The sequence below is a fragment of the Streptomyces sp. NPDC048383 genome (assembly GCF_040651775.1).
Lineage (GTDB): Bacteria > Actinomycetota > Actinomycetes > Streptomycetales > Streptomycetaceae > Streptomyces.
On the sequence record NZ_JBEZKS010000001.1, the window covers coordinates 81,276 to 98,606 of the forward strand.

A 17,331-nucleotide genomic window follows, 5' to 3' on the forward strand; every position below is an offset into this window, starting at 1 on the left:
ATTCCGGCCACACGGTCGACCCGGGGGGCTCACATGGCGCGGCGCATCAGACGGCCGGGGCGCAGGCGCGGCATGGCCGCCGCCGTTCTGGCGGTGGTCGGAGCGGCTCTCGTGGCGGGGTTCGCCCTGGGGGTGGTCCGGCCGGTCACCGCCGTGAGCGACTCGATGACGCCCACCCTGCCCCTCGACCGGCGGGTCCACTTCGAACAGGGCCCGGTCGGGGCGGTCGAGCGCGGGGACGTCGTCCGCATTCCCGTTCCGTGGGTACCCGACGGCGACCTGCTGACCCGCGTGGTGGCGGTGGGCGGCGACCGCGTCTCCTCCACCGCGGGCGCGACCACGCTCACCCTCAACGGCGAGCCGCTCGTCGAGCCCTACCTACGGGACGCCGACCGCCCCTCGGCCTTCGACTTCGACGTGACCGTCCCCGACGGCCGGATCTTCGTGATGGGCGACCACCGGCTCAACTCCCGTGACTCGGCCATGGATCCGATGGGAGAGGAGCAGGGCACCGTCCTCGCGACGAACGTCCGCGCGAAGGTAGCCGACTCCTCCGACGGCTTCGTCCTCGTCTGCGCCCTGGGCATGCTGGGCGTCCTCATGCTCGCCGCCTGCCTCGGCCTCACGATCGCCGCGCTGGTGACGCGAGGCGACGCGCGGCGAGCGGGGACCCTCGCCGGTCGCATGTCCCCACCGCACGGCACGAGTTGAGCGGACGCCCGGCTTCGGGGCGGTGGGGCCCCTCGGCGTCCGTACGCCAGGGGGCGGCGCGTACCCGTTACTCGAACGAGGGCATCTCCCCGACCGTCGTCGTCAGGTCGATCACCGCGAACGCCGCGCCCTGCGGGTCCGCGACCGCCGCGAAGCGGCCGAAGGGGCTGTCCATCGGGCCGAAGTGCAGCTGCCCGCCGTGCTTCTTCGTCTTCGCGACCGCCTCGTCGCAGTCGGGGACCGCGAAGTAGACCTGGATGTAGGAGGGAACCTCGGGCGGGAACTCGTCGCCCATCGCCATCCGGCCGAGCACCGGGTTGCTCCTGCCGCCCAGGCTGAACACCTTGAAGTCCATCCCGGCGATCTCCGGGTCGTCGCCCGTCTCCATCTGCTCGGCCTCGTACCCGAACACCGTCGGCAGGAACGCGTCCGGCTTCGCGACGTCCCGGCTGAAGACCTCCGCCCAGGCGTACGCGCCCGCCTCGCCCGTCTTCTCGAAGCCCTTGTGCTCGCCGGACTGCCAGACGCCGAAGACCGCGCCGCCCGGCTCCTTCGCGATCAGCATCGTGCCCTGCCCGCCGACCTGCATCGGCTCCATGAGCAGTTCGCCGCCCGCCGCCTTGATCTTCTCCGCCGTCGCCGCCGCGTCCGGCGAGGCGAAGTACAGACACCACTGCGACGGCGCGTCGGCGCCCGGCATCGGCGGGACGACGGCCGCGACGGCCTTCCCGTCGGAGTACGCCTGCGTGTAGTTGCCGTACTCGCTGCTGGACTCGCCGAAGGTCCAGCCGAGCACGTCCGCGTAGAACTCCTTGGCGCCCTCCACATCGGTGAACATCGCGTCCACCCAGCAGGGCGCGCCTTCCTGGAACTCAGCCATGGTCGATCGACTCCCGTGTCGTCGTGTCCGCGTCCGCGTGTGTCGTTCCCACGCTAGGCGGGGGGTCCCGCAACCGCGCGCCGACCGCGCGCCGACCGCGCGCTCGGCCCGCGCGCGGGGGAGGCTGGAGCCATGGACATCACCATCCGGCTGGCCCAGCAGCCCGAGGCCGACGCCCTGCTCGGCCGCAGCCCGCTCGCCGCCCTCACCGGCATGCTGCTCGACCAGCAGGTGCCGATGGAGTGGGCGTTCTCCGGGCCCTGGACGATCGCGCAGCGGCTCGGCGCCGACGACCTCGACGCGCACGCCATCGCCGCTCACGACCCCGACGCCTTCGCCGCGCTGCTCTCGCAGAAGCCCGCCGTGCACCGTTACCCCGGGTCGATGGCGAAGCGGATCCAGCAGCTGTGCGCGTACCTGGTCGAGCACTACGACGGGGACGCCGCCGCCGTCTGGGCCGACGCCGCCACCGGTCAGGAGCTGCTGGAGCGGCTCAAGGCGCTGCCGGGCTTCGGGGAGCAGAAGGCGCAGATCTTCCTGGCGCTGCTCGGCAAGCGGTACGGGGTGCGCCCCAAGGGCTGGCGGGAGGCCGCGGGCGGCTACGGCCCGGCGAACATCCACCGCTCCGCCGCCGACATCACCGGCCCGGAGTCCCTGGCGAAGGTCCGCGCGCACAAGCAGGAGATGAAGGCCGCCGCGAAGGCCAAGGGGTCGGCGTAGCCCGAGCGGCGTCGGCGCGGCCCGCCGTACCGCCACCGACCGGAGGCGGCCGTTCCTGCCCTAGGGTCGATTGCATGATCGAAAACCTCACCCGCGCCGCGACCGCCGAGAGCATCTCCGACGGGCCCGGCAGCGTCATCACCCTGCTCACCGACACCGACGAGCTCACCTGCAACACCGCGAGCTTCGAGGTCGGGGCGGCCGGCGCGCCCGTGCACTTCCACACGAAGGCGACCGAGTTCTTCCACGTCACCGACGGGCGCCTCGACGTCCTGGTGGGCGACGAGGTCCACACCCTCGGCAAGGGCGACTTCCTCACCGTCCCGCCCGGCGTGAAGCACGCCTTCGCCCCGGCCGCGGGCCACACGGCCGAGGTCTTCGTCGGCTTCACCCCGGGCATGGCCCGCTTCGACTACTACCGGCTCCTCGGCCGCGTCCGCGCCGGCGAGGCGACCGTCCAGGACATCAAGGACAGCTCACCGGTGTACGACAACCACTACGCGGAGAGCGAGGCCTGGGCGGGCCGGCTGCGCAACGCCGAGGCGTAGACCACATCGGCGTCCAGGCGCCGCAGTTCCTCCGCGAGCAGCTCGGCCGTGCTGCGGATCTTGAGGGCCACCTTGCGGTCCGGCCAGCCGGGCAACAGCAGCGTCGCCAGCACGCCGGCGGGCCGGTCCACCCGTATCTCCCCGGCGCTGGTCTCCAGCCGGACCCGGGTGATCACCGGACCCTCGGTGGCCACCCGGTCCACGCGGACCTGCAACCGGTCCTCCAGCCAGCGCGCCAACAGCTCGGCGCTCGCGTTGTCCGGCTCGCTCTCCACGGCCGCGCCGGTCACCGGCAGCGGCTTGTGGTCGAAGGCGGCGGCCAGCAGGGAGCGCCACGGCGTCAGCCGGGTCCAGGCCAGGTCGGTGTCGCCGGCGGCGTACGAGGCGGCCCGCTGGTCCAGCACGCCGACCGGGTCGGGCGCCGCCTGCGCGTCGGTGATCCGGCGCTGTGCCAGCGCGCCCAGCTGGTCGCGGGCCGGATCGGCCGGCGCCTCGGACGGCCACCAGGCCACCACCGGCGCGTCGGGCACCAGCAGCGGGAGCACGACGGAACCCGCCTGCCCGGTGAGCTCGCCGTGCAGCCGCAGCAGCACGATCTCGCCGGAGCCGGCGTCGGTGCCGACGCGCAACTCGGCGTCGAGCCGGGTCTGGCGCAGCCGCTGGGGGCCCCGGGCCGTCCGCTTGATCACCGCGATGATGCGGCACGGATGCTCTCGGGAGGCCTCGGAGGCGGCGCGCACGGCGTCGTAGGCGTTCTCCTCGTCGGTGACCACGACGAGGGTCAGCACCAGCCCCATGGCCGGGCTGCCGACGGCTCGGCGCGCTTCGAGCAAGGCCCGGACGACCTTGCTGGACGTGGTGTCGGTGAGTTCGGTCCGCATGCCCCCGAGTCTGTCAGCGCCGACGGCCCCAGCGGCACCCGGTGCACTCGAATCCGACTGGACCGGGGGGCCGGGCGCCCGCGAGGTGGACCGACGCTCCGTCAGGTCAGCGCCTGCGGCGGGCCGTTCCGAAGAGGGAGCGGGAGATCTCCCGGCCCAACGAGGTGCCGACGGAGCGGGCCAACGAGCGGAAGATGACGCTGCCCACCACCTGTTCGGCCAGCGACGGATCCGGCTTCGGCGCCCTCCGGGCCGACTTCTGGGCCTCCTTGGCCTCCTTCTCCGCCTGCTTCTCCGCCTCGGCCGCGGCCGCCGCCGCCTCCGCGGCCGCCTCGGCCGCCGCCTGTTCGGCGCTGATCTTCTCGTACGCCGACTCGCGGTCCACGGCCTCGGCGTAGCGCGAGTACAGCGGCGACGCCTTCACCGCCCGGTCCAGTTCGGCCGCGTCGACCGGCCCCATCAGGGACTGCGGGGCGCGCAGCCGGGTCGCGGCGACCGGTGTCGGGGCGCCGTTCTCACTGAGCACCGTGATCACCGCCTCTCCCGTACCGAGACCGGTGAGCAACTCCTCCAGGTCGTAAGCGGAATGGGGGAAGGTCTTCACGGTGGCCTTCAGCGCCTTCGCGTCGTCCGGGGTGAAGGCGCGCAGCGCGTGCTGCACCCGGTTGCCGAGCTGCGCCAGCACGTCGGCCGGGACGTCCTTCGGCGTCTGGGTCACGAAGAAGACGCCGATCCCCTTGGAACGGATCAGCCGGACCGTCCGGGTGAGGGAATCCAGGAAGGCCTTCGAGGCCCCGTTGAAGAGGAGGTGCGCCTCGTCGAAGAAGAAGACCAACTTGGGCCGTTCCAGATCGCCGACTTCCGGGAGTTCGGCGTAGAGGTCGGCGAGCAGCCACATCAAAAAGGTCGAGAAGAGTTGCGGTTTGTCCTGAACCGCCGGGAGTTCCAGTACGGAAACCGTTCCGCGCCCGTCCGCGGCCGTCCGCAGGAATTCACTCGTGTCGAATTCGGGCTCACCGAAGAATTCCGAGGCGCCTTGCTGCTCGAATGCGGTCAGCGCCCGCAGGATCACCCCGGCGGTCACCGTCGAGAGCCCGCCGATCCCCCTCAGCTCCGCCTTGCCGCGCTCCGATACGAGGAACGCGACGACCGCGCGCAAGTCCTTGAGGTCGAACAGCTCCAGGCCCTTGGAGTCGGCGTAGTGGAAGATCAGGCCGAGGGACTGCTCCTGCGTCTGGTTCAGCTGGAGCACCTTCGACAGCAGGACCGGGCCGAACGAGGTCACCGTCGCCCGCAGCGGGATGCCGGGGCCGATCCCGCCCAGGGAGTAGAACTCGCCGGGGCAGCCGGTGGCCCGCCACTCCTGGCCGACCTCCGCCGCCCGCGCCCTGACCTTCTCGGTGTCCGCGCCGGGCGCCGAGATCCCCGAGACGTCCCCCTTGATGTCGGCGAGGAAGACGGGCACCCCGTTCGCGGACAGCTGCTCGGCGATGAGCTGGAGGGTCTTCGTCTTGCCGGTGCCGGTCGCGCCCGCGACGAGCCCGTGCCGGTTGAGCATCCCCAACGGGATGCGGATCCGCCGGTCCGGCAGGCAGGCTCCGTCCCAGATCAGCGCGCCCAGATCGAGCGCGGGCCCGGTGAAGGCGTACCCCGCCGCGATAGCTCCGGCCGGGTCCGCCGGGTCCGCGGGAACGGCGGGGTCGGTGCTCTGGCTCATGCGTCACTCCCGGAATAGCCCTGTCCGTCACTTTTGCACCCACGGCACGAGGCTGCGCCCGGAGGCACGGGCCCGGTAGGCTTTCCGTGTGATCTTCAAGCGCATCGGAAGCGGGCGGCCGTACCCCGACCACGGCAGGGAAACCACCCGGCAGTGGGCGGACGTAGCCCCGCGCCCGGTCCGGCTCGACCAGCTCGTCACGACCAAGGGACAGCTGGACCTCGAAACGCTGCTCGCCGAGGACTCCACCTTCTACGGCGACCTCTTCGCGCACGTCGTGAAGTGGCAGGGCGATCTGTACCTGGAGGACGGGTTGCACCGCGCGGTGCGCGCGGCCCTCCAACAACGACAGGTGCTGCACGCACGCGTCCTGGAAATGGACTGATTGCGCCTTTCGGGTCAGCCTTGCCCGATCAATAGATCATTTAGTAGGCATCGTCACGACGCGGCACTACGCTGCGCCCATGAGCATGCTCACTCCCCCCGGCATGGGCGGAAAGTACCGCGTTACGGGAGCTGCCTACCCCCGCATGAGCCGCCGGCCCCGACGCCGGAAGGTCGTCCTCGCCGTGCTCGGCTCGCTCCTCGCGCTGTCCCTGCTCGGCTACGGGGCGCTCCAGCTCATCGGGGTGTTCCGGGGCGACGGCGGCGGTAAGCGGAATGCGGCGGCGGCCGGCAAGGACTGCCCCACGGCGTCCGCGACGCCCGCCAAGGCCGCGCAACCGGCCTTCGCTCCCCAACCGGGACCCGCCACCTCCGCCTCGCCCGCGGTCGCGCTTCCCCAACCCGGCCAGATCACGGTCAACGTCTACAACGCGACCCCGCGCCCGGGCCTCGCCAAGGCGGTCCGTGACGAGCTGGAGAAACGCGGCTTCGTCATCGGCCAGGTCGGCAACGCCCCGCCCACCTTCGACAAGAAGGTCCCGGGCATCGGGATACTGCTCGGCGCTCCCACGACCGACAAGGCGGCCTACGCCGTCCTCGGCACCCAGGTCGACGGGCTCACCCAGCAGAACGACACGCGCGAAGGCGCGGACATCGACCTGATCCTCGGCGACGCCTTCAAAGAACTGAAGCCCAAGGTGGAGGCGGACCGGGCCGTGGCCCTGCTGGCCAACCCCGCGCCCGCACCCAGCGGAAAGTGCTGATCCCGGTCCGATCCGGTCCCCCGGACCGGACCGGGACCGGTCACGGCTGACGCCCCGCGCGGCCCGCCGGCTCTCCACCGCGCGGAGCCGACGTGTCCGCTGCGGCTCCACTCCGCGGCGGAGCCGACGTGTCCGCCGCGGCTCCTACTCCGCGGAGCCGTACATGCGGTCGCCCGCGTCACCCAGGCCCGGCACGATGTAGCCGTGCTCGTTGAGGCGTTCGTCCACGGCGGCCGTCACCACCGTCACCGGCGTGCCCGCCAGCTCGCGCTCCATGACCTCGACGCCCTCGGGCGCGGCCAACAGCACCACGGCGGTCACGTCGTCGGCGCCGCGCTTGATGAGCTCCTGGATGGCCGCGACCAGCGTGCCGCCGGTGGCCAACATCGGGTCCACCACGTACACCTGCCGGCCCGAGAGGTCCTCCGGCATGCGCGTCGCGTACGTGGAGGCCTCCAGGGTCTCCTCGTTGCGGACCATGCCCAGGAAGCCCACCTCGGCGGTCGGCAGCAGCCGCACCATGCCGTCCAGCATGCCCAGACCGGCGCGCAGGATCGGTACGACCAGCGGGCGCGGGTGCGAGAGCTTCACGCCGGTCGTGGGGCCGACCGGGGTCTCGATGTCGGCCTGCTCGGTGCGCACGTCGCGGGTGGCCTCGTACGCGAGGAGGGTCACCAGCTCGTCGGCGAGGCGCCGGAAGGTGGGTGAGTCGGTGCGCTTGTCGCGCAGCGTGGTGAGTTTGTGCGCCACCAAGGGGTGATCGACTACCTGCAAACGCACAACATCCTCCAAGACTCAGCCGGGTTTCGACCTACGACCTGCGACCCTGCTACCTGCGACAACGGCCGCTGTTCGCGACCCACACCCAAAAGGCTACGCGGTGCGACGACCGCCCGGTGTCCACGGCCGCGACCGCCCCCTCCCGGGCGCGGAGATGCGGCCCGCCCCGATGCCCAGCACGCTGGACGGGTGAGCAATGGACTGGTGATCGCGGCGGTCGACGGATCCGAGCACAGCCTCCGGGCGCTGGAGTGGGCCCGCAAGGCCGCCCTGCGCCACGACGCCGCCCTGATGGTCGCCCACGTACTGCCCGACGCCTCCCAGTTGTACGCGGGCCGCCGCTCCGCGCTGCGCCATCCGAACGAACCCGAGCGGTATCCCGACCCGGTCGGCGACCACATCCGCCACGTGCTGGACGCCTCCCCCGAGCTGCCCCGCGAGGTCCGTTACGAGGCCTTGGAGGGCTCCGTACCCGAGGCCCTGCGGGTGATCGCCGACGAGAACCGACCGCTGATGCTCGTCATGGGCTCCCGGGGGCGCGGCGGGTTCGCCACGCTGTTGCTCGGCTCGAACAGCCGCGCCGTCTCCACCACCGCGACCTGCCCGGTGGTCGTGGTCCCGCACGCCGACCGGGACGCGGCCGCCGCCGCGGCCGAGCCGTCGGCCGGCCGGGTGGTCCTCGGGCTGCACGCCGCCGAGACGCCCGAGGACGTACTGACCTTCGCGTTCGCGGAAGCGGCCGCGCGGGGGACCACCGTCCAGGTGGTCTCGGCGTACGACCTGCCGCCCTCCCCGACGCTGCTGATCGACAGCCCCTTCGCGGTGGTCCCGCCCGAGGCGCTCGCCGACGACGGGGACGCCGTGCCCGCCGAACGGGAGATGCTGCGCGCGCAGACGCGCAGGCTGGAGCCGCTGCGGGCCCGGTGGCCGGACGTGCCCGTGGAACAGGCCTCCGTGCCCGGGGACCCGGCGGGACGCCTGGTGACGGCCTCCCGGTCGGCCGCGCTGGTCGTGGTGGGGCGCCACCATCCGCGCCGCCGGTCCCTGCTGATGGGCTCGGTGGCCAATGCCGTGCTCCAGCACGCGCACGGCCCGGTGGCCGTCGTACCGGACCTCACCGACGACACCGACGCCACGGACACCACCGACGAGGCGAAGGGCTGAGCCGCCGCCGGCAGCAGCCGGAAGCGGTCCCTCCGCCCGGGGCCCTGACCTGGAGCGATTTGGGAAGGGCCGGCATCAATCGCGCCACCCGGGGGAAGGTGGGACCCGGGGGGTCTGCTTCGCGCCGGCGGAGGAGGACGACCGGACCGGGGTGGTTGCCGATGCCCGAGACGCAGTCGAGCCGAGTCAGTGATCAGAGCGACGGGAGCGATACCGGGAGCGAGCCGCTCGAAACGCCCGAAAGCGCGGCAGCGCGCCGGGCGCGGCGGGCGCAGTTCCTCCGCGACCTGAACGAGGCCCGCGAACTGCGCGACCGCGTACAGCCCCGGCGCGCCCGCGCGGCCCGCATGCGTCAGCAAATGCGGATGCGTACGTTCCGTTGGTGAGCGGCGGCGCGACCGGCGTGGCGGCGGGCGCCGCGACACGGCCGCCGCGCGGAAGACCTCTCGCAAAGCCGCTGTTTCTGCCACGATGCCGATTGGGCGGGGTACGGAACGGCCTGCGTCAGGGTTGATCCCACCCCATCCTCCGGCCGGGGGGACCTCCAACCGGCACGCCTATGACCAGTGGGAGAGTCACGGTGTACTTCGCCGCACTGCTCGCGCGCACCGAAGACGGGTGGGAAGCGAGCGACCTGGAACTCGACGACGTCGAGTCCCTCAGTGATCTGATCGATCTCGCCCGTTCCGCCGCTGTCGACGACGACACGGTGGTCGCCCTCATCGAGCAGGAGGACGCCTGGTTCGGCGTCGTCCGCGTGGACGGTGAGGAGGACCCCCGGTACTACGTATCGAACGCCTCCGCAGCCGACCGCAGCTCCTACGGATCGATGCTGACCAAAGAGCTGCTGGGCAGCGACGAGGAGGACGACGAACTCGACGTACTGGACCTGGACGGGACCGAGGACGGCGAGGACGAACCGGTCGCCTCGTTCACGGACGAGGACGACGACGCGGACGACAGGGCGGTACCGGGCTCCGAGCCCGTCCCGGCCGGTCCGCTCGGCGACCCCCGGCTGCTGGACGACCTCGGAGTCAGCAACAAGCAACTGATGACCCTCGACGGGGACGCCCTCTCGGAGATCGCCGACTCCCTCGGCGCCACCGAGGTCCTGGAGGCCGTCCGCTAGTGAGCACCGCGCACGACACCACGTACGGACCCGATCCCGTACGGGACCCCTGGCGGGACTCCATGCGCCTGGCGCTGGAGGAGGCGGCCCTCGCGGTGCCGGCCGGCGACGTGCCGGTCGGTGCCGTCCTGCTCGGCCCGACCGGGGAACTCCTCGCCGTCGGGCACAACGAGCGCGAGGCCACCGGCGACCCCACGGCGCACGCCGAGGTACTGGCGCTGCGCCGGGCGGCCGCCCGGCTCGGGGAGTGGCGGCTGACGGGGTGCACCCTCGTGGTGACCCTGGAGCCGTGCGTGATGTGCGCGGGCGCACTGGTGCAGTCCCGCGTGGCCCGGGTGGTCTTCGGGGCCGGGGACGAGAAGGCGGGCGCGGCGGGGTCCCTCTGGGACCTCGTCCGTGACCGTCGGCTCAACCACCGCCCGGAGGTGATCCGCGGGGTGCTCGAAGCCGAGTGCGCGCGGCAACTCAGGGACTTCTTCCGCGACCTGTGAGACGGGCTCCGGCGGCCCCGGTGGGCCGTTGGAGGGGCCTGCGGATACGGATTTCGGCTCAGCGTGCTCTGTGGGCTAAGCTCTCTCTCGGTAGCGTGTCCGAGCGGCCGAAGGAGCACGCCTCGAAAGCGTGTGATGGTGCAAGCTATCCGTGGGTTCAAATCCCACCGCTACCGCTCCGATCGAAAGCCCCGCCCCGCAAGGGTCGGGGCTTTCGGCGTTTCCCCGGGGTCGGAGGGGACGCCGGTCGGGGGCCGCCGGGCGGGGTTCCGGGGGCTCTCCGGGGGACATCCGCGTGACCGGCCGCCCGCTCGGCCGTTGTCACGGCATGACCAAGACCCAGCGCATGCTCGCCGCCATCGCCCTCGCGGGGGCCGCCGCGGGCCTCGCCGCCCCCGCGGCCACCGCGGCGCCCCTCGCCCCGCTCACCCTCCCGGACCTGCCGACGGCCACTCCGGGCATGCCGCAGGGCGGGCAGCCGCGTTCCGTCCAGGAGATCGGCGGGAAGGTCAGCGAGGGCGCCAACCAGCTCAACCAGCTGATGGAGCTGCCGAACCAGCTGGCCCCCGTCATCGCCCCCGTCCAACCCATCACCGACCTCGCCGGCGGGATCGAGTAGCCGCGACCGGCCCGACAGCCCCCGGACACACGAAGAAGGCCCCGACCGGAGTCGGGACCTTCGACGTGTTGGACGGGGGAAGTGGCATCGGGGGGACAAGCCACTTCCCCCGGTCAGGACGGAACCCGCCAGTCCGAGCCGCAGTCAGGGGGGAAGCCTGCGGCTCGGACCCCGCAGTGAGGCCCTGTCCCTCACCCACCGATTTCCTGCCAGAACCGGTGGGCTCGTGTTCAATCCTGCGCCTTCCACGACCGGAAACGGTCCGACAAAGGGCCCGTACGGCCGGGTCATTGGTCCTTAAAGGGCAGGTGAGTGTCCCAACCTGACCGGTTAGACTCACCCGACTTTGCAGGACCGGTTGGGGAGGCCGTCACCGCACATGGACACCAAGAAGATCATCATGGGCGCGCTCGTCGTCTTCGTGCTCTACGTGATCATCACCCAGCCGGTCAAAGCAGCTGATTTCGTCCAAATAGGTTTCCAGGGAATCTCGGATGCCGCCTCCGGTATCGGCGAGTTCATGACCGAACTGGTGAGCTGAGCCCGTACGCTGAAGCGGTTTCCGGACTTCCCGGCCCCCCACTCCGACGGGTGGGGGGTCTTTTGCATTCCCGCGACTCCACGAGATTGTCCGCATATGCCCAACTTGCCCTCAACACGGCGATATACGGTGCTTGCGTATAGTGCACATCTCTTGTGATGCTATGACCGCTTTTGACGGATGACTTGACTGAAGGGGTGGCGTGACCGTGCCGGCCAGTACTGCGCCTCAGGTGCCACCCCAGCAGGACGTCCAGGAAGAGCCTCCGGCCGCGCCGCGGCCGCAGAGCCGGGGCGCCGACACCCGGGCCCTCACCCAGGTGCTCTTCGGCCAGCTGAAGGGCCTGCAGCCGGGCACCGGCGAGCACCGCCGGGTGCGGGCGGCCCTGATCGAGGCGAACCTCCCCCTCGTCCGGTACGCGGCGGCCCGCTTCCGCAGCCGCAACGAGCCGATGGAGGACGTCGTCCAGGTCGGCACGATCGGGCTCATCAACGCGATCGACCGCTTCGACCCGGAGCGCGGAGTGCAGTTCCCGACCTTCGCCATGCCGACCGTGGTGGGCGAGATCAAACGATACTTCCGTGACAACGTCCGCACCGTGCACGTACCGCGCCGGCTGCACGAGCTGTGGGTGCAGGTCAACGCCGCCACCGAGGACCTCACGACCCTCCACGGCCGCACCCCGACCACGCCCGAGATCGCCGAGCGGCTGCGGATCGGCGAGGACGAGGTGCTCTCCTGCATCGAGGCCGGCCGGAGCTACCACGCGACCTCCCTGGAGGCCGCCCAGGAGGGCGACGGCATGCCCGGCCTGCTGGACCGGCTCGGCTACGAGGACCCGGAGCTGGCCGGGGTCGAACACCGCGACCTCGTCCGCCACCTGCTCGTCCAGCTGCCCGAGCGCGAGCAACGGATCCTGCTCCTGCGGTACTACAACAATCTGACCCAGTCGCAGATCAGCGCCGAGCTCGGCGTCTCCCAGATGCACGTGTCCCGCCTGCTCGCCCGGAGCTTCGCCCGACTGAGATCCGCAAACAGGATCGAGGCCTAACCGGATCGGGTGGAGGCATTCCCGCGTTTCCCTACAGAAACGGCTCATTCCGGTCGGTCCGCGCTCTGTCGCTGGAGATACTTGTCGACATGACGCTACAGCGTGTTGCCGACATGTGACATTCTGCTGGAACCGCGTTTGCCGCAGCCCCGCCTCCGGTATTCAGGTGGAGGCTGCGTTCCTCCGACGGGCGCGCAGAACACGCGACCGTCCGCGACCTCAAGGGGGTGGCATGTCCGTAGACCAGGGCAGCTCCAAAGTGCTCACGCTCGTCAAGCGTGAGCAGCCGGCAGTGTCCGACCGCTCGGAAGCCATCGACACCCGCACCCTCTCCCGCTCCCTCTTCCGGCGACTTGCCGCCCTGGACGCGGACAGCCCCGAACGGACCTATGTACGCGACACCCTGATCGAGCTGAACCTCCCGCTCGTGCGCTACGCGGCGGCCCGCTTCCGCAGCCGCAACGAGCCGATGGAGGACATCGTCCAGGTCGGCACGATCGGCCTGATCAAGGCGATCGACCGCTTCGACTGCGAACGCGGGGTCGAGTTCCCGACGTTCGCGATGCCGACCGTCGTGGGCGAGATCAAACGGTTCTTCCGGGACACGTCCTGGTCGGTCCGCGTCCCGCGCCGGCTCCAGGAACTGCGCCTCGCGCTGACCAAGGCCAGCGACGACCTCGCCCAGAGGCTCGACCGGTCGCCGACCGTCCCCGAGCTCGCGGCCGTGCTCGGGGTCACCGAGGAGGAGGTCGTTGACGGTCTGGCCGTCGGCAACGCCTACACCGCCTCCTCGCTCGACTCGCCCTCCCCCGAGGACGAGGGCGGCGAGGGCTCCCTCGCGGACCGGCTGGGGTACGAGGACACCGCGCTGGAGGGTGTCGAGTACCGCGAGTCCCTGAAGCCGCTGCTGGCCAAACTGCCGCCCCGGGAACGGCAGATCATCATGCTGCGGTTCTTCGCGAACATGACCCAATCGCAGATCGGCGAGGAGGTCGGCATCTCCCAGATGCACGTCTCCCGACTGCTGACGCGCACGCTCGCGCAGCTCCGCGTGGGCCTGATCGGCGAGTAGGGGCTTCGGCCCTCCCGAGCGGAGGGCCGAACCTTCGCACGGGGTTCCTATTTGACGTGTCGTCAGGAAAACTGGCGCGATGCGAACGGGATCCCGCGCGGCGCTCGTCCTCGCCCTGTGCTGCACGGCCGCCGCCGCCCTCACCGGTTGCGGCGGCCCGGCCCGGGACGGCTACCTCGCCGTGGGCGCGGCCGCCCCCGGGCCCGAGCGGGGAGCGGGGGAGAACGTCGCGCCCCGCGCCGGAGTGGAGTTCCAGCCGCTCGCGGCGCCGCTGCCGGACGCCCCGGCGGCGTCCTCCGCCTCGGCGTCCGTCCCCGTGCCGGGCAGCCCCTCCGACCACGGCCCTACGATGCCCGGCGCCCCGGGGTCACGGTCCCCCGGGAGCTCCGGCGAGGGCGGAGGGACGGACACCGCCCCGGGCGGCTCCGCGCCGCCCCCCGGCGCTCCGCCTGAGGGGGGCCGACCCACCCCGCCCGCCGGCACCCCGCCCGGGCGACCGGGGACGCCCCCGGGCACGCCGGGCACCCCCGCGCCGCCGGCGCCGCAGCCCGGCACCGGCACGCCCACCCCACCGCCGCCCGCCCCGCCTCCGCCTCCGCCCGCCACCGCGGCGAGGCTCTCGCTGAGCGCGCCGACGCGCGGGGCGGCGTCCGAGCGCCGGTGCGAGCGCGTCACGGTCACCTTCACCAACACCGGCGGCACGGCGACCCGTTCGGGCACGGTCGGCTTCGAGACCCACATCATCGGCGCGCTCGGCGTCGACTGGGCCACGATCCACACCTCCCAGCCGCTGCCCGGCCCGATCGCGGCGGGCGCCGCGAGGACGCAGACGTACACGGTGTGCGTGGAGGCCTGGCGGGTCCCGCTGGGCATGCGGGTGGAGACCCGCAAGGTCACCGCGTCCTGGAGCTAGTGCGGATCGGCCCGGACGGCCGGCCCTGTGCGGGCCCGGCCGGGTCAGCCCGGTCGGCCGTCGGTCGGGCGGGTCAGCCCGGTCGGCCGTTGGTCGGGCGGGTCAGCCAGGTCGGCCGTCGGTCGGGCGGGTCAGCGCAGGATCAGCCAGAGGGCGGCGGCGACCACCAGGAGCAGGGCGAGGGCCAGGGCGAGCTTGATCCCGTTGCCCTTCCCGGCGGCCTTGCGGCGGCGTCGGGCCCCCGGAACGGACGGGGTGCGGGCCGGGGCGGCCTCGTCGACGAACGCGCGGAACATCTGCGTACTGCCCGCGGGGTCGTAGCCGGGCTCGGGCTCGGAAGCGTCATGGTTCGCAGCCATGGCCCAGGACCCTAGCGGGTTTTCCGCCGCCGGCGGGTTTTCCGATTCCTTTACCGCCGGACCCCCCGGATTCATTTGCCTGTAGCAACCATCCGCTTCTATGGTTGCCCTAAGCAACAAGATGGGGGGCATGCCGGTGACCACGCCGACAGCGCGGAGCGGTACCCGCTACGAGGAGCTGGCCCGCCAGCTCACCGGAATCGGAGCGGTCAAACGCGACCTGGCCCGGATCCTGCCCCACGACTGCCCGCCCGGCTCCGCCGCCGTCCTGACCGTGCTCGACCGGCACGGGGAGATGCGGCTGAGCCGGCTGTCCGAGTTCATGGCCGTCGACATCTCGGTGACCAGCCGCCACGTGGCCCACGTGGCCCAGCGCGGCTGGATCGAACGGGAGACCGACCCGGTCGACGGCCGTTGCCGGATCCTGCGCCTCACCCCGGCGGGGCGCGCGCTGCTCGACGAGCTCGGCGCGCGCTACACCGGCGCGCTGGAAACGGCCCTGGCCGACTGGTCGGCCGCGGACATCGACGTACTCAACACCCTGCTGGCCCGACTCCGATCGAGCTTCTAGTACTAAGGAAACGCATGGCTACGACCACACCCGACGGTGTGCGGGAAGGCGGCCGGTCGGAGACCACGTCCGACAGCGCGCCGATGACCCACCCGCAGATCATGAAGGCACTGTCCGGGCTGATGCTCGGCATGTTCGTGGCGATCCTGTCCTCCACGATCGTCTCCAACGCGCTGCCGCAGATCATCAACGACCTCGGCGGCACCCAGTCCTCCTACACCTGGGTCGTGACCGCGGCCCTGCTGTCGATGACGGCCGCCACCCCGCTCTGGGGCAAGCTGTCCGACCTCTTCAGCAAGAAGCTGCTCGTCCAGATATCCCTCGTCATCTACGTGCTGGGCTCCGTCGTCGCCGGCCTGTCCCAGAACACCGGCATGCTCATCGCCTGCCGCGTGGTCCAGGGCATCGGCGTCGGCGGTCTCTCCGCCCTCGCCCAGATCGTGATGGCCGCGATGATCTCCCCGCGCGAGCGCGGTCGCTACAGCGGCTACCTCGGCGCCGTCTTCGCCGTCGCCACCGTCGGCGGCCCGCTCCTCGGCGGTGTCATCACCGACACCGAGTGGCTGGGCTGGCGCTGGTGCTTCTACGTGGGCGTGCCCTTCGCGATCATCGCGCTGATCGTGCTCCAGCGGACCCTGCACCTCCCGGTCGTACGCCGCGACGTCAAGGTCGACTGGCTGGGCGCCTTCCTGATCAGCGGCTCGGTCTCGCTGCTGCTGATCTGGGTCACCCAGGCCGGCGACTCCTACGCGTGGATGTCCTGGCAGACCTGGGCGATGACCGGCGGCGCCGTGGCGCTCGGCCTGCTGTTCGTCCTCGTCGAGTCCCGTGCGAGCGACCCGATCATCCCGCTGCGGCTGTTCCGCAACAAGACCATCACCCTGGCCTCGGCGGCCTCGCTGTTCGTCGGCATCGCGATGTTCTCCGGCACGGTCTTCTTCAGCCAGTACTTCCAGCTGGCCCGCGACGAGTCCCCCACCATGTCCGGCGTGCTGACCATCCCGATGATCGCCGGCCTGTTCGTCTCCTCCACCGTCTCCGGCCAGGTCATCACCAAGACCGGCCGCTGGAAGGCGTGGCTCGTCTCGGGCGCCGTCCTGCTCACCGTCGGCCTCGGCCTGCTGGGCACCCTGCGCTACGACACCCCGTACTGGCACATCGCCGTCTACATGGCGCTGACCGGCCTCGGCCTCGGCATGATGATGCAGAACCTGGTCCTCGCGACGCAGAACCAGGTGGCCCCCGAGGACCTCGGCGCGGCCAGCTCCGTCGTCACCTTCTTCCGCTCGCTCGGCGGCGCCATGGGCGTCTCGGCGCTCGGCGCGGTCATGGCCACCCGGGTCACCCACTACGTCCAGGACGGCCTCACCGCCCTCGGCCCGAAGGCCGCGGCGATGGGACACGGCGGCACCGGCGGGGGCGGCATCCCCGACCTCGACAAGCTGCCCGCGCCGTTCCGAACCGTCATCGAGGCCGCGTACGGCCACGGCGTCGGCGACGTCTTCCTCTACGCCGCCCCGTTCGCGCTGCTCTCCCTGGTGCTGGTGCTGTTCATCAAGGAGGTCGCGCTCAAGTCGAAGCCGGCCGCGCACGCACCGGCGGCCGAGGGCTCCACGGCCGCGGCCCCGGTAACGGCACAGGCCGGCGCCGGCGTGGACGCCGTCGCCCTGAGCAAGGCGGGCAAGGGGTCCGCCGGATCCTAGTCAGTCCTTGTCGGAGACGGCTCCGGCGGCGGTAACCGTGGCCCGGATGCCCGCGATCAGGACGTCGAGCGCCGGCTCGAAGTCCGCGTCGGGAGCCCGGCGGCCCGGCCCGCCGCAGCCGTTCGGCCAGCTGCGGGTGAGGAACCGGGACACGGCCGGGTGGGCGCCGGTACGACCGGCACCCACCGTTCCCGCTTCGACCGGCAACCGGCGCAACGCCGTGTCGAGGGCCCGTGCGTGCGGGCCGGTGTTCGGGTGGACGACGCTGAGCGGGACCACCCACGGGTGCCCCGCCGGCAGCTCGCGGTAGCCGCGGGCCGGCTCCCGCAGCCG

22 protein-coding genes and 1 tRNA gene are annotated in these 17,331 nt (G+C 71.9%); 17 read left to right on the forward strand and 6 right to left on the reverse strand.

All coding sequences use genetic code 11. The annotated features are described in order from the left end of the window. Positions 1–72: 72 nt before the first annotated feature. The gene (lepB, locus tag AB0D46_RS00390; RefSeq protein ID WP_362875008.1) at positions 73–711 is read left to right on the forward strand and encodes a signal peptidase I; all 639 of its coding nucleotides are present in this window, start codon (positions 73–75) and stop codon (positions 709–711) included. Positions 712–778: 67 nt separating this feature from the next. Here lepB and AB0D46_RS00395 read toward each other — a convergent pair whose 3' ends face one another. Further along, positions 779–1,591, reverse strand: a complete 813-nt coding sequence (locus tag AB0D46_RS00395) for a VOC family protein (protein ID WP_362875009.1) — start codon at positions 1,589–1,591, stop codon at positions 779–781. Positions 1,592–1,723: 132 nt separating this feature from the next. Here AB0D46_RS00395 and AB0D46_RS00400 point away from each other — a divergent pair, with 132 nt between their 5' ends. Both AB0D46_RS00400 and AB0D46_RS00405 read left to right on the forward strand, forming a co-directional pair. Next, positions 1,724–2,311: an HhH-GPD-type base excision DNA repair protein gene (locus AB0D46_RS00400; protein WP_362875010.1), complete on the forward strand. Its 588-nt coding sequence runs from the start codon at positions 1,724–1,726 to the stop codon at positions 2,309–2,311. Positions 2,312–2,385: 74 nt separating this feature from the next. Beyond that, positions 2,386–2,859 (forward strand): cupin domain-containing protein, encoded by a 474-nt coding sequence (locus AB0D46_RS00405; RefSeq protein ID WP_362875011.1) that lies wholly within the window; start codon positions 2,386–2,388, stop codon positions 2,857–2,859. Here AB0D46_RS00405 and opcA read toward each other — a convergent pair. After that, positions 2,808–3,740 (reverse strand): glucose-6-phosphate dehydrogenase assembly protein OpcA, encoded by a 933-nt coding sequence (gene opcA, locus AB0D46_RS00410; RefSeq protein WP_362875012.1) that lies wholly within the window; start codon positions 3,738–3,740, stop codon positions 2,808–2,810. The two genes, AB0D46_RS00405 and opcA, sit on opposite strands and share 52 nt — an antisense overlap. Positions 3,741–3,846: 106 nt before the next feature. Continuing rightward, positions 3,847–5,457, reverse strand: a complete 1,611-nt coding sequence (locus AB0D46_RS00415) for a helicase HerA-like domain-containing protein (protein ID WP_362875013.1) — start codon at positions 5,455–5,457, stop codon at positions 3,847–3,849. An 88-nt stretch (positions 5,458–5,545) separates the two neighbouring features. Here AB0D46_RS00415 and AB0D46_RS00420 point away from each other — a divergent pair, with 88 nt between their 5' ends. Both AB0D46_RS00420 and AB0D46_RS00425 read left to right on the forward strand, forming a co-directional pair. Next, a complete protein-coding gene (locus AB0D46_RS00420; RefSeq protein WP_008740979.1) occupies positions 5,546–5,842 on the forward strand; it encodes a type II toxin-antitoxin system VapB family antitoxin in 297 nt (98 codons plus the stop codon). Between the two features lie 79 nt (positions 5,843–5,921). Further along, positions 5,922–6,605 carry a LytR C-terminal domain-containing protein gene (locus AB0D46_RS00425; protein ID WP_362875014.1) on the forward strand — a complete coding sequence of 228 codons (684 nt, stop codon included), beginning with the start codon at positions 5,922–5,924 and terminating at the stop codon, positions 6,603–6,605. 144 nt (positions 6,606–6,749) lie between these two features. On the opposite strand, the gene upp is transcribed toward AB0D46_RS00425, so the two are convergent. Further along, positions 6,750–7,385 carry a uracil phosphoribosyltransferase gene (gene upp, locus AB0D46_RS00430; RefSeq protein WP_214353071.1) on the reverse strand — a complete coding sequence of 212 codons (636 nt, stop codon included), beginning with the start codon at positions 7,383–7,385 and terminating at the stop codon, positions 6,750–6,752. A 189-nt stretch (positions 7,386–7,574) separates the two neighbouring features. On the opposite strand from upp, the gene AB0D46_RS00435 reads away from it, so the two are divergent. The 10 genes from AB0D46_RS00435 (at position 7,575) to AB0D46_RS00480 (ending at position 14,365) form a co-directional block, all read left to right on the forward strand. After that, positions 7,575–8,549 carry a universal stress protein gene (locus AB0D46_RS00435; RefSeq protein ID WP_362875015.1) on the forward strand — a complete coding sequence of 325 codons (975 nt, stop codon included), beginning with the start codon at positions 7,575–7,577 and terminating at the stop codon, positions 8,547–8,549. Positions 8,550–8,710: 161 nt separating this feature from the next. After that, positions 8,711–8,935 (forward strand): hypothetical protein, encoded by a 225-nt coding sequence (locus AB0D46_RS00440; protein WP_362875016.1) that lies wholly within the window; start codon positions 8,711–8,713, stop codon positions 8,933–8,935. Positions 8,936–9,129: 194 nt separating this feature from the next. Beyond that, complete coding sequence (locus AB0D46_RS00445) at positions 9,130–9,678, forward strand: hypothetical protein (protein ID WP_362875452.1); 549 nt, start codon at positions 9,130–9,132, stop codon at positions 9,676–9,678. A 62-nt stretch (positions 9,679–9,740) separates the two neighbouring features. Beyond that, entirely contained in the window at positions 9,741–10,169 is a 429-nt protein-coding gene (tadA, locus tag AB0D46_RS00450) for a tRNA adenosine(34) deaminase TadA (RefSeq protein ID WP_362875453.1), read from the forward strand. 89 nt (positions 10,170–10,258) lie between these two features. Continuing rightward, positions 10,259–10,345: transfer RNA gene (locus AB0D46_RS00455), tRNA-Ser, on the forward strand. Between the two features lie 152 nt (positions 10,346–10,497). After that, a complete protein-coding gene (locus AB0D46_RS00460) occupies positions 10,498–10,788 on the forward strand; it encodes a hypothetical protein (protein ID WP_362875017.1) in 291 nt (96 codons plus the stop codon). A gap of 379 nt (positions 10,789–11,167) precedes the next feature. After that, complete coding sequence (locus AB0D46_RS00465) at positions 11,168–11,329, forward strand: hypothetical protein (protein WP_362875018.1); 162 nt, start codon at positions 11,168–11,170, stop codon at positions 11,327–11,329. A 208-nt stretch (positions 11,330–11,537) separates the two neighbouring features. After that, on the forward strand, positions 11,538–12,380 hold the full coding sequence (locus tag AB0D46_RS00470) for an RNA polymerase sigma factor SigF (protein WP_362875019.1): 843 nt from the start codon (positions 11,538–11,540) through the stop codon (positions 12,378–12,380). Positions 12,381–12,612: 232 nt separating this feature from the next. Then, positions 12,613–13,452: an RNA polymerase sigma factor SigF gene (locus AB0D46_RS00475; RefSeq protein ID WP_362875020.1), complete on the forward strand. Its 840-nt coding sequence runs from the start codon at positions 12,613–12,615 to the stop codon at positions 13,450–13,452. Positions 13,453–13,531: 79 nt separating this feature from the next. Further along, a complete protein-coding gene (locus AB0D46_RS00480) occupies positions 13,532–14,365 on the forward strand; it encodes a hypothetical protein (RefSeq protein ID WP_362875021.1) in 834 nt (277 codons plus the stop codon). Between the two features lie 131 nt (positions 14,366–14,496). Here the strand turns inward: AB0D46_RS00480 and AB0D46_RS00485 are convergent, their stop codons facing one another. Then, on the reverse strand, positions 14,497–14,724 hold the full coding sequence (locus AB0D46_RS00485; RefSeq protein ID WP_362875022.1) for a hypothetical protein: 228 nt from the start codon (positions 14,722–14,724) through the stop codon (positions 14,497–14,499). Between the two features lie 130 nt (positions 14,725–14,854). Here AB0D46_RS00485 and AB0D46_RS00490 point away from each other — a divergent pair, with 130 nt between their 5' ends. After that, on the forward strand, positions 14,855–15,295 hold the full coding sequence (locus AB0D46_RS00490) for a MarR family winged helix-turn-helix transcriptional regulator (protein ID WP_362875023.1): 441 nt from the start codon (positions 14,855–14,857) through the stop codon (positions 15,293–15,295). Positions 15,296–15,309: 14 nt separating this feature from the next. Further along, the gene (locus AB0D46_RS00495) at positions 15,310–16,998 is read left to right on the forward strand and encodes an MDR family MFS transporter (RefSeq protein ID WP_362875024.1); all 1,689 of its coding nucleotides are present in this window, start codon (positions 15,310–15,312) and stop codon (positions 16,996–16,998) included. Here the strand turns inward: AB0D46_RS00495 and AB0D46_RS00500 are convergent, their stop codons facing one another. Next, a complete protein-coding gene (locus AB0D46_RS00500; protein WP_362875025.1) occupies positions 16,999–17,277 on the reverse strand; it encodes a hypothetical protein in 279 nt (92 codons plus the stop codon). It abuts the gene before it with no gap. Positions 17,278–17,331: the final 54 nt, after the last annotated feature.

Coding starts and splice junctions, on each gene's coding strand:
- AB0D46_RS00495 (WP_362875024.1), top strand. CDS start 15,310: ATGGCTACGACCACACCCGACGGTGTGCGGGAAGGCGGCCGGTCGGAG.
- AB0D46_RS00465 (WP_362875018.1), top strand. CDS start 11,168: ATGGACACCAAGAAGATCATCATGGGCGCGCTCGTCGTCTTCGTGCTC.
- lepB (WP_362875008.1), top strand. CDS start 73: ATGGCCGCCGCCGTTCTGGCGGTGGTCGGAGCGGCTCTCGTGGCGGGG.
- tadA (WP_362875453.1), top strand. CDS start 9,741: ATGCGCCTGGCGCTGGAGGAGGCGGCCCTCGCGGTGCCGGCCGGCGAC.
- AB0D46_RS00440 (WP_362875016.1), top strand. CDS start 8,711: ATGCCCGAGACGCAGTCGAGCCGAGTCAGTGATCAGAGCGACGGGAGC.
- AB0D46_RS00405 (WP_362875011.1), top strand. CDS start 2,386: ATGATCGAAAACCTCACCCGCGCCGCGACCGCCGAGAGCATCTCCGAC.
- AB0D46_RS00460 (WP_362875017.1), top strand. CDS start 10,498: ATGACCAAGACCCAGCGCATGCTCGCCGCCATCGCCCTCGCGGGGGCC.
- AB0D46_RS00395 (WP_362875009.1), bottom strand. CDS start 1,591: ATGGCTGAGTTCCAGGAAGGCGCGCCCTGCTGGGTGGACGCGATGTTC.
- AB0D46_RS00425 (WP_362875014.1), top strand. CDS start 5,922: ATGAGCATGCTCACTCCCCCCGGCATGGGCGGAAAGTACCGCGTTACG.
- AB0D46_RS00415 (WP_362875013.1), bottom strand. CDS start 5,457: ATGAGCCAGAGCACCGACCCCGCCGTTCCCGCGGACCCGGCGGACCCG.
- AB0D46_RS00490 (WP_362875023.1), top strand. CDS start 14,855: ATGCCGGTGACCACGCCGACAGCGCGGAGCGGTACCCGCTACGAGGAG.
- AB0D46_RS00400 (WP_362875010.1), top strand. CDS start 1,724: ATGGACATCACCATCCGGCTGGCCCAGCAGCCCGAGGCCGACGCCCTG.
- AB0D46_RS00485 (WP_362875022.1), bottom strand. CDS start 14,724: ATGGCTGCGAACCATGACGCTTCCGAGCCCGAGCCCGGCTACGACCCC.
- AB0D46_RS00475 (WP_362875020.1), top strand. CDS start 12,613: ATGTCCGTAGACCAGGGCAGCTCCAAAGTGCTCACGCTCGTCAAGCGT.
- opcA (WP_362875012.1), bottom strand. CDS start 3,740: ATGCGGACCGAACTCACCGACACCACGTCCAGCAAGGTCGTCCGGGCC.
- AB0D46_RS00480 (WP_362875021.1), top strand. CDS start 13,532: ATGCGAACGGGATCCCGCGCGGCGCTCGTCCTCGCCCTGTGCTGCACG.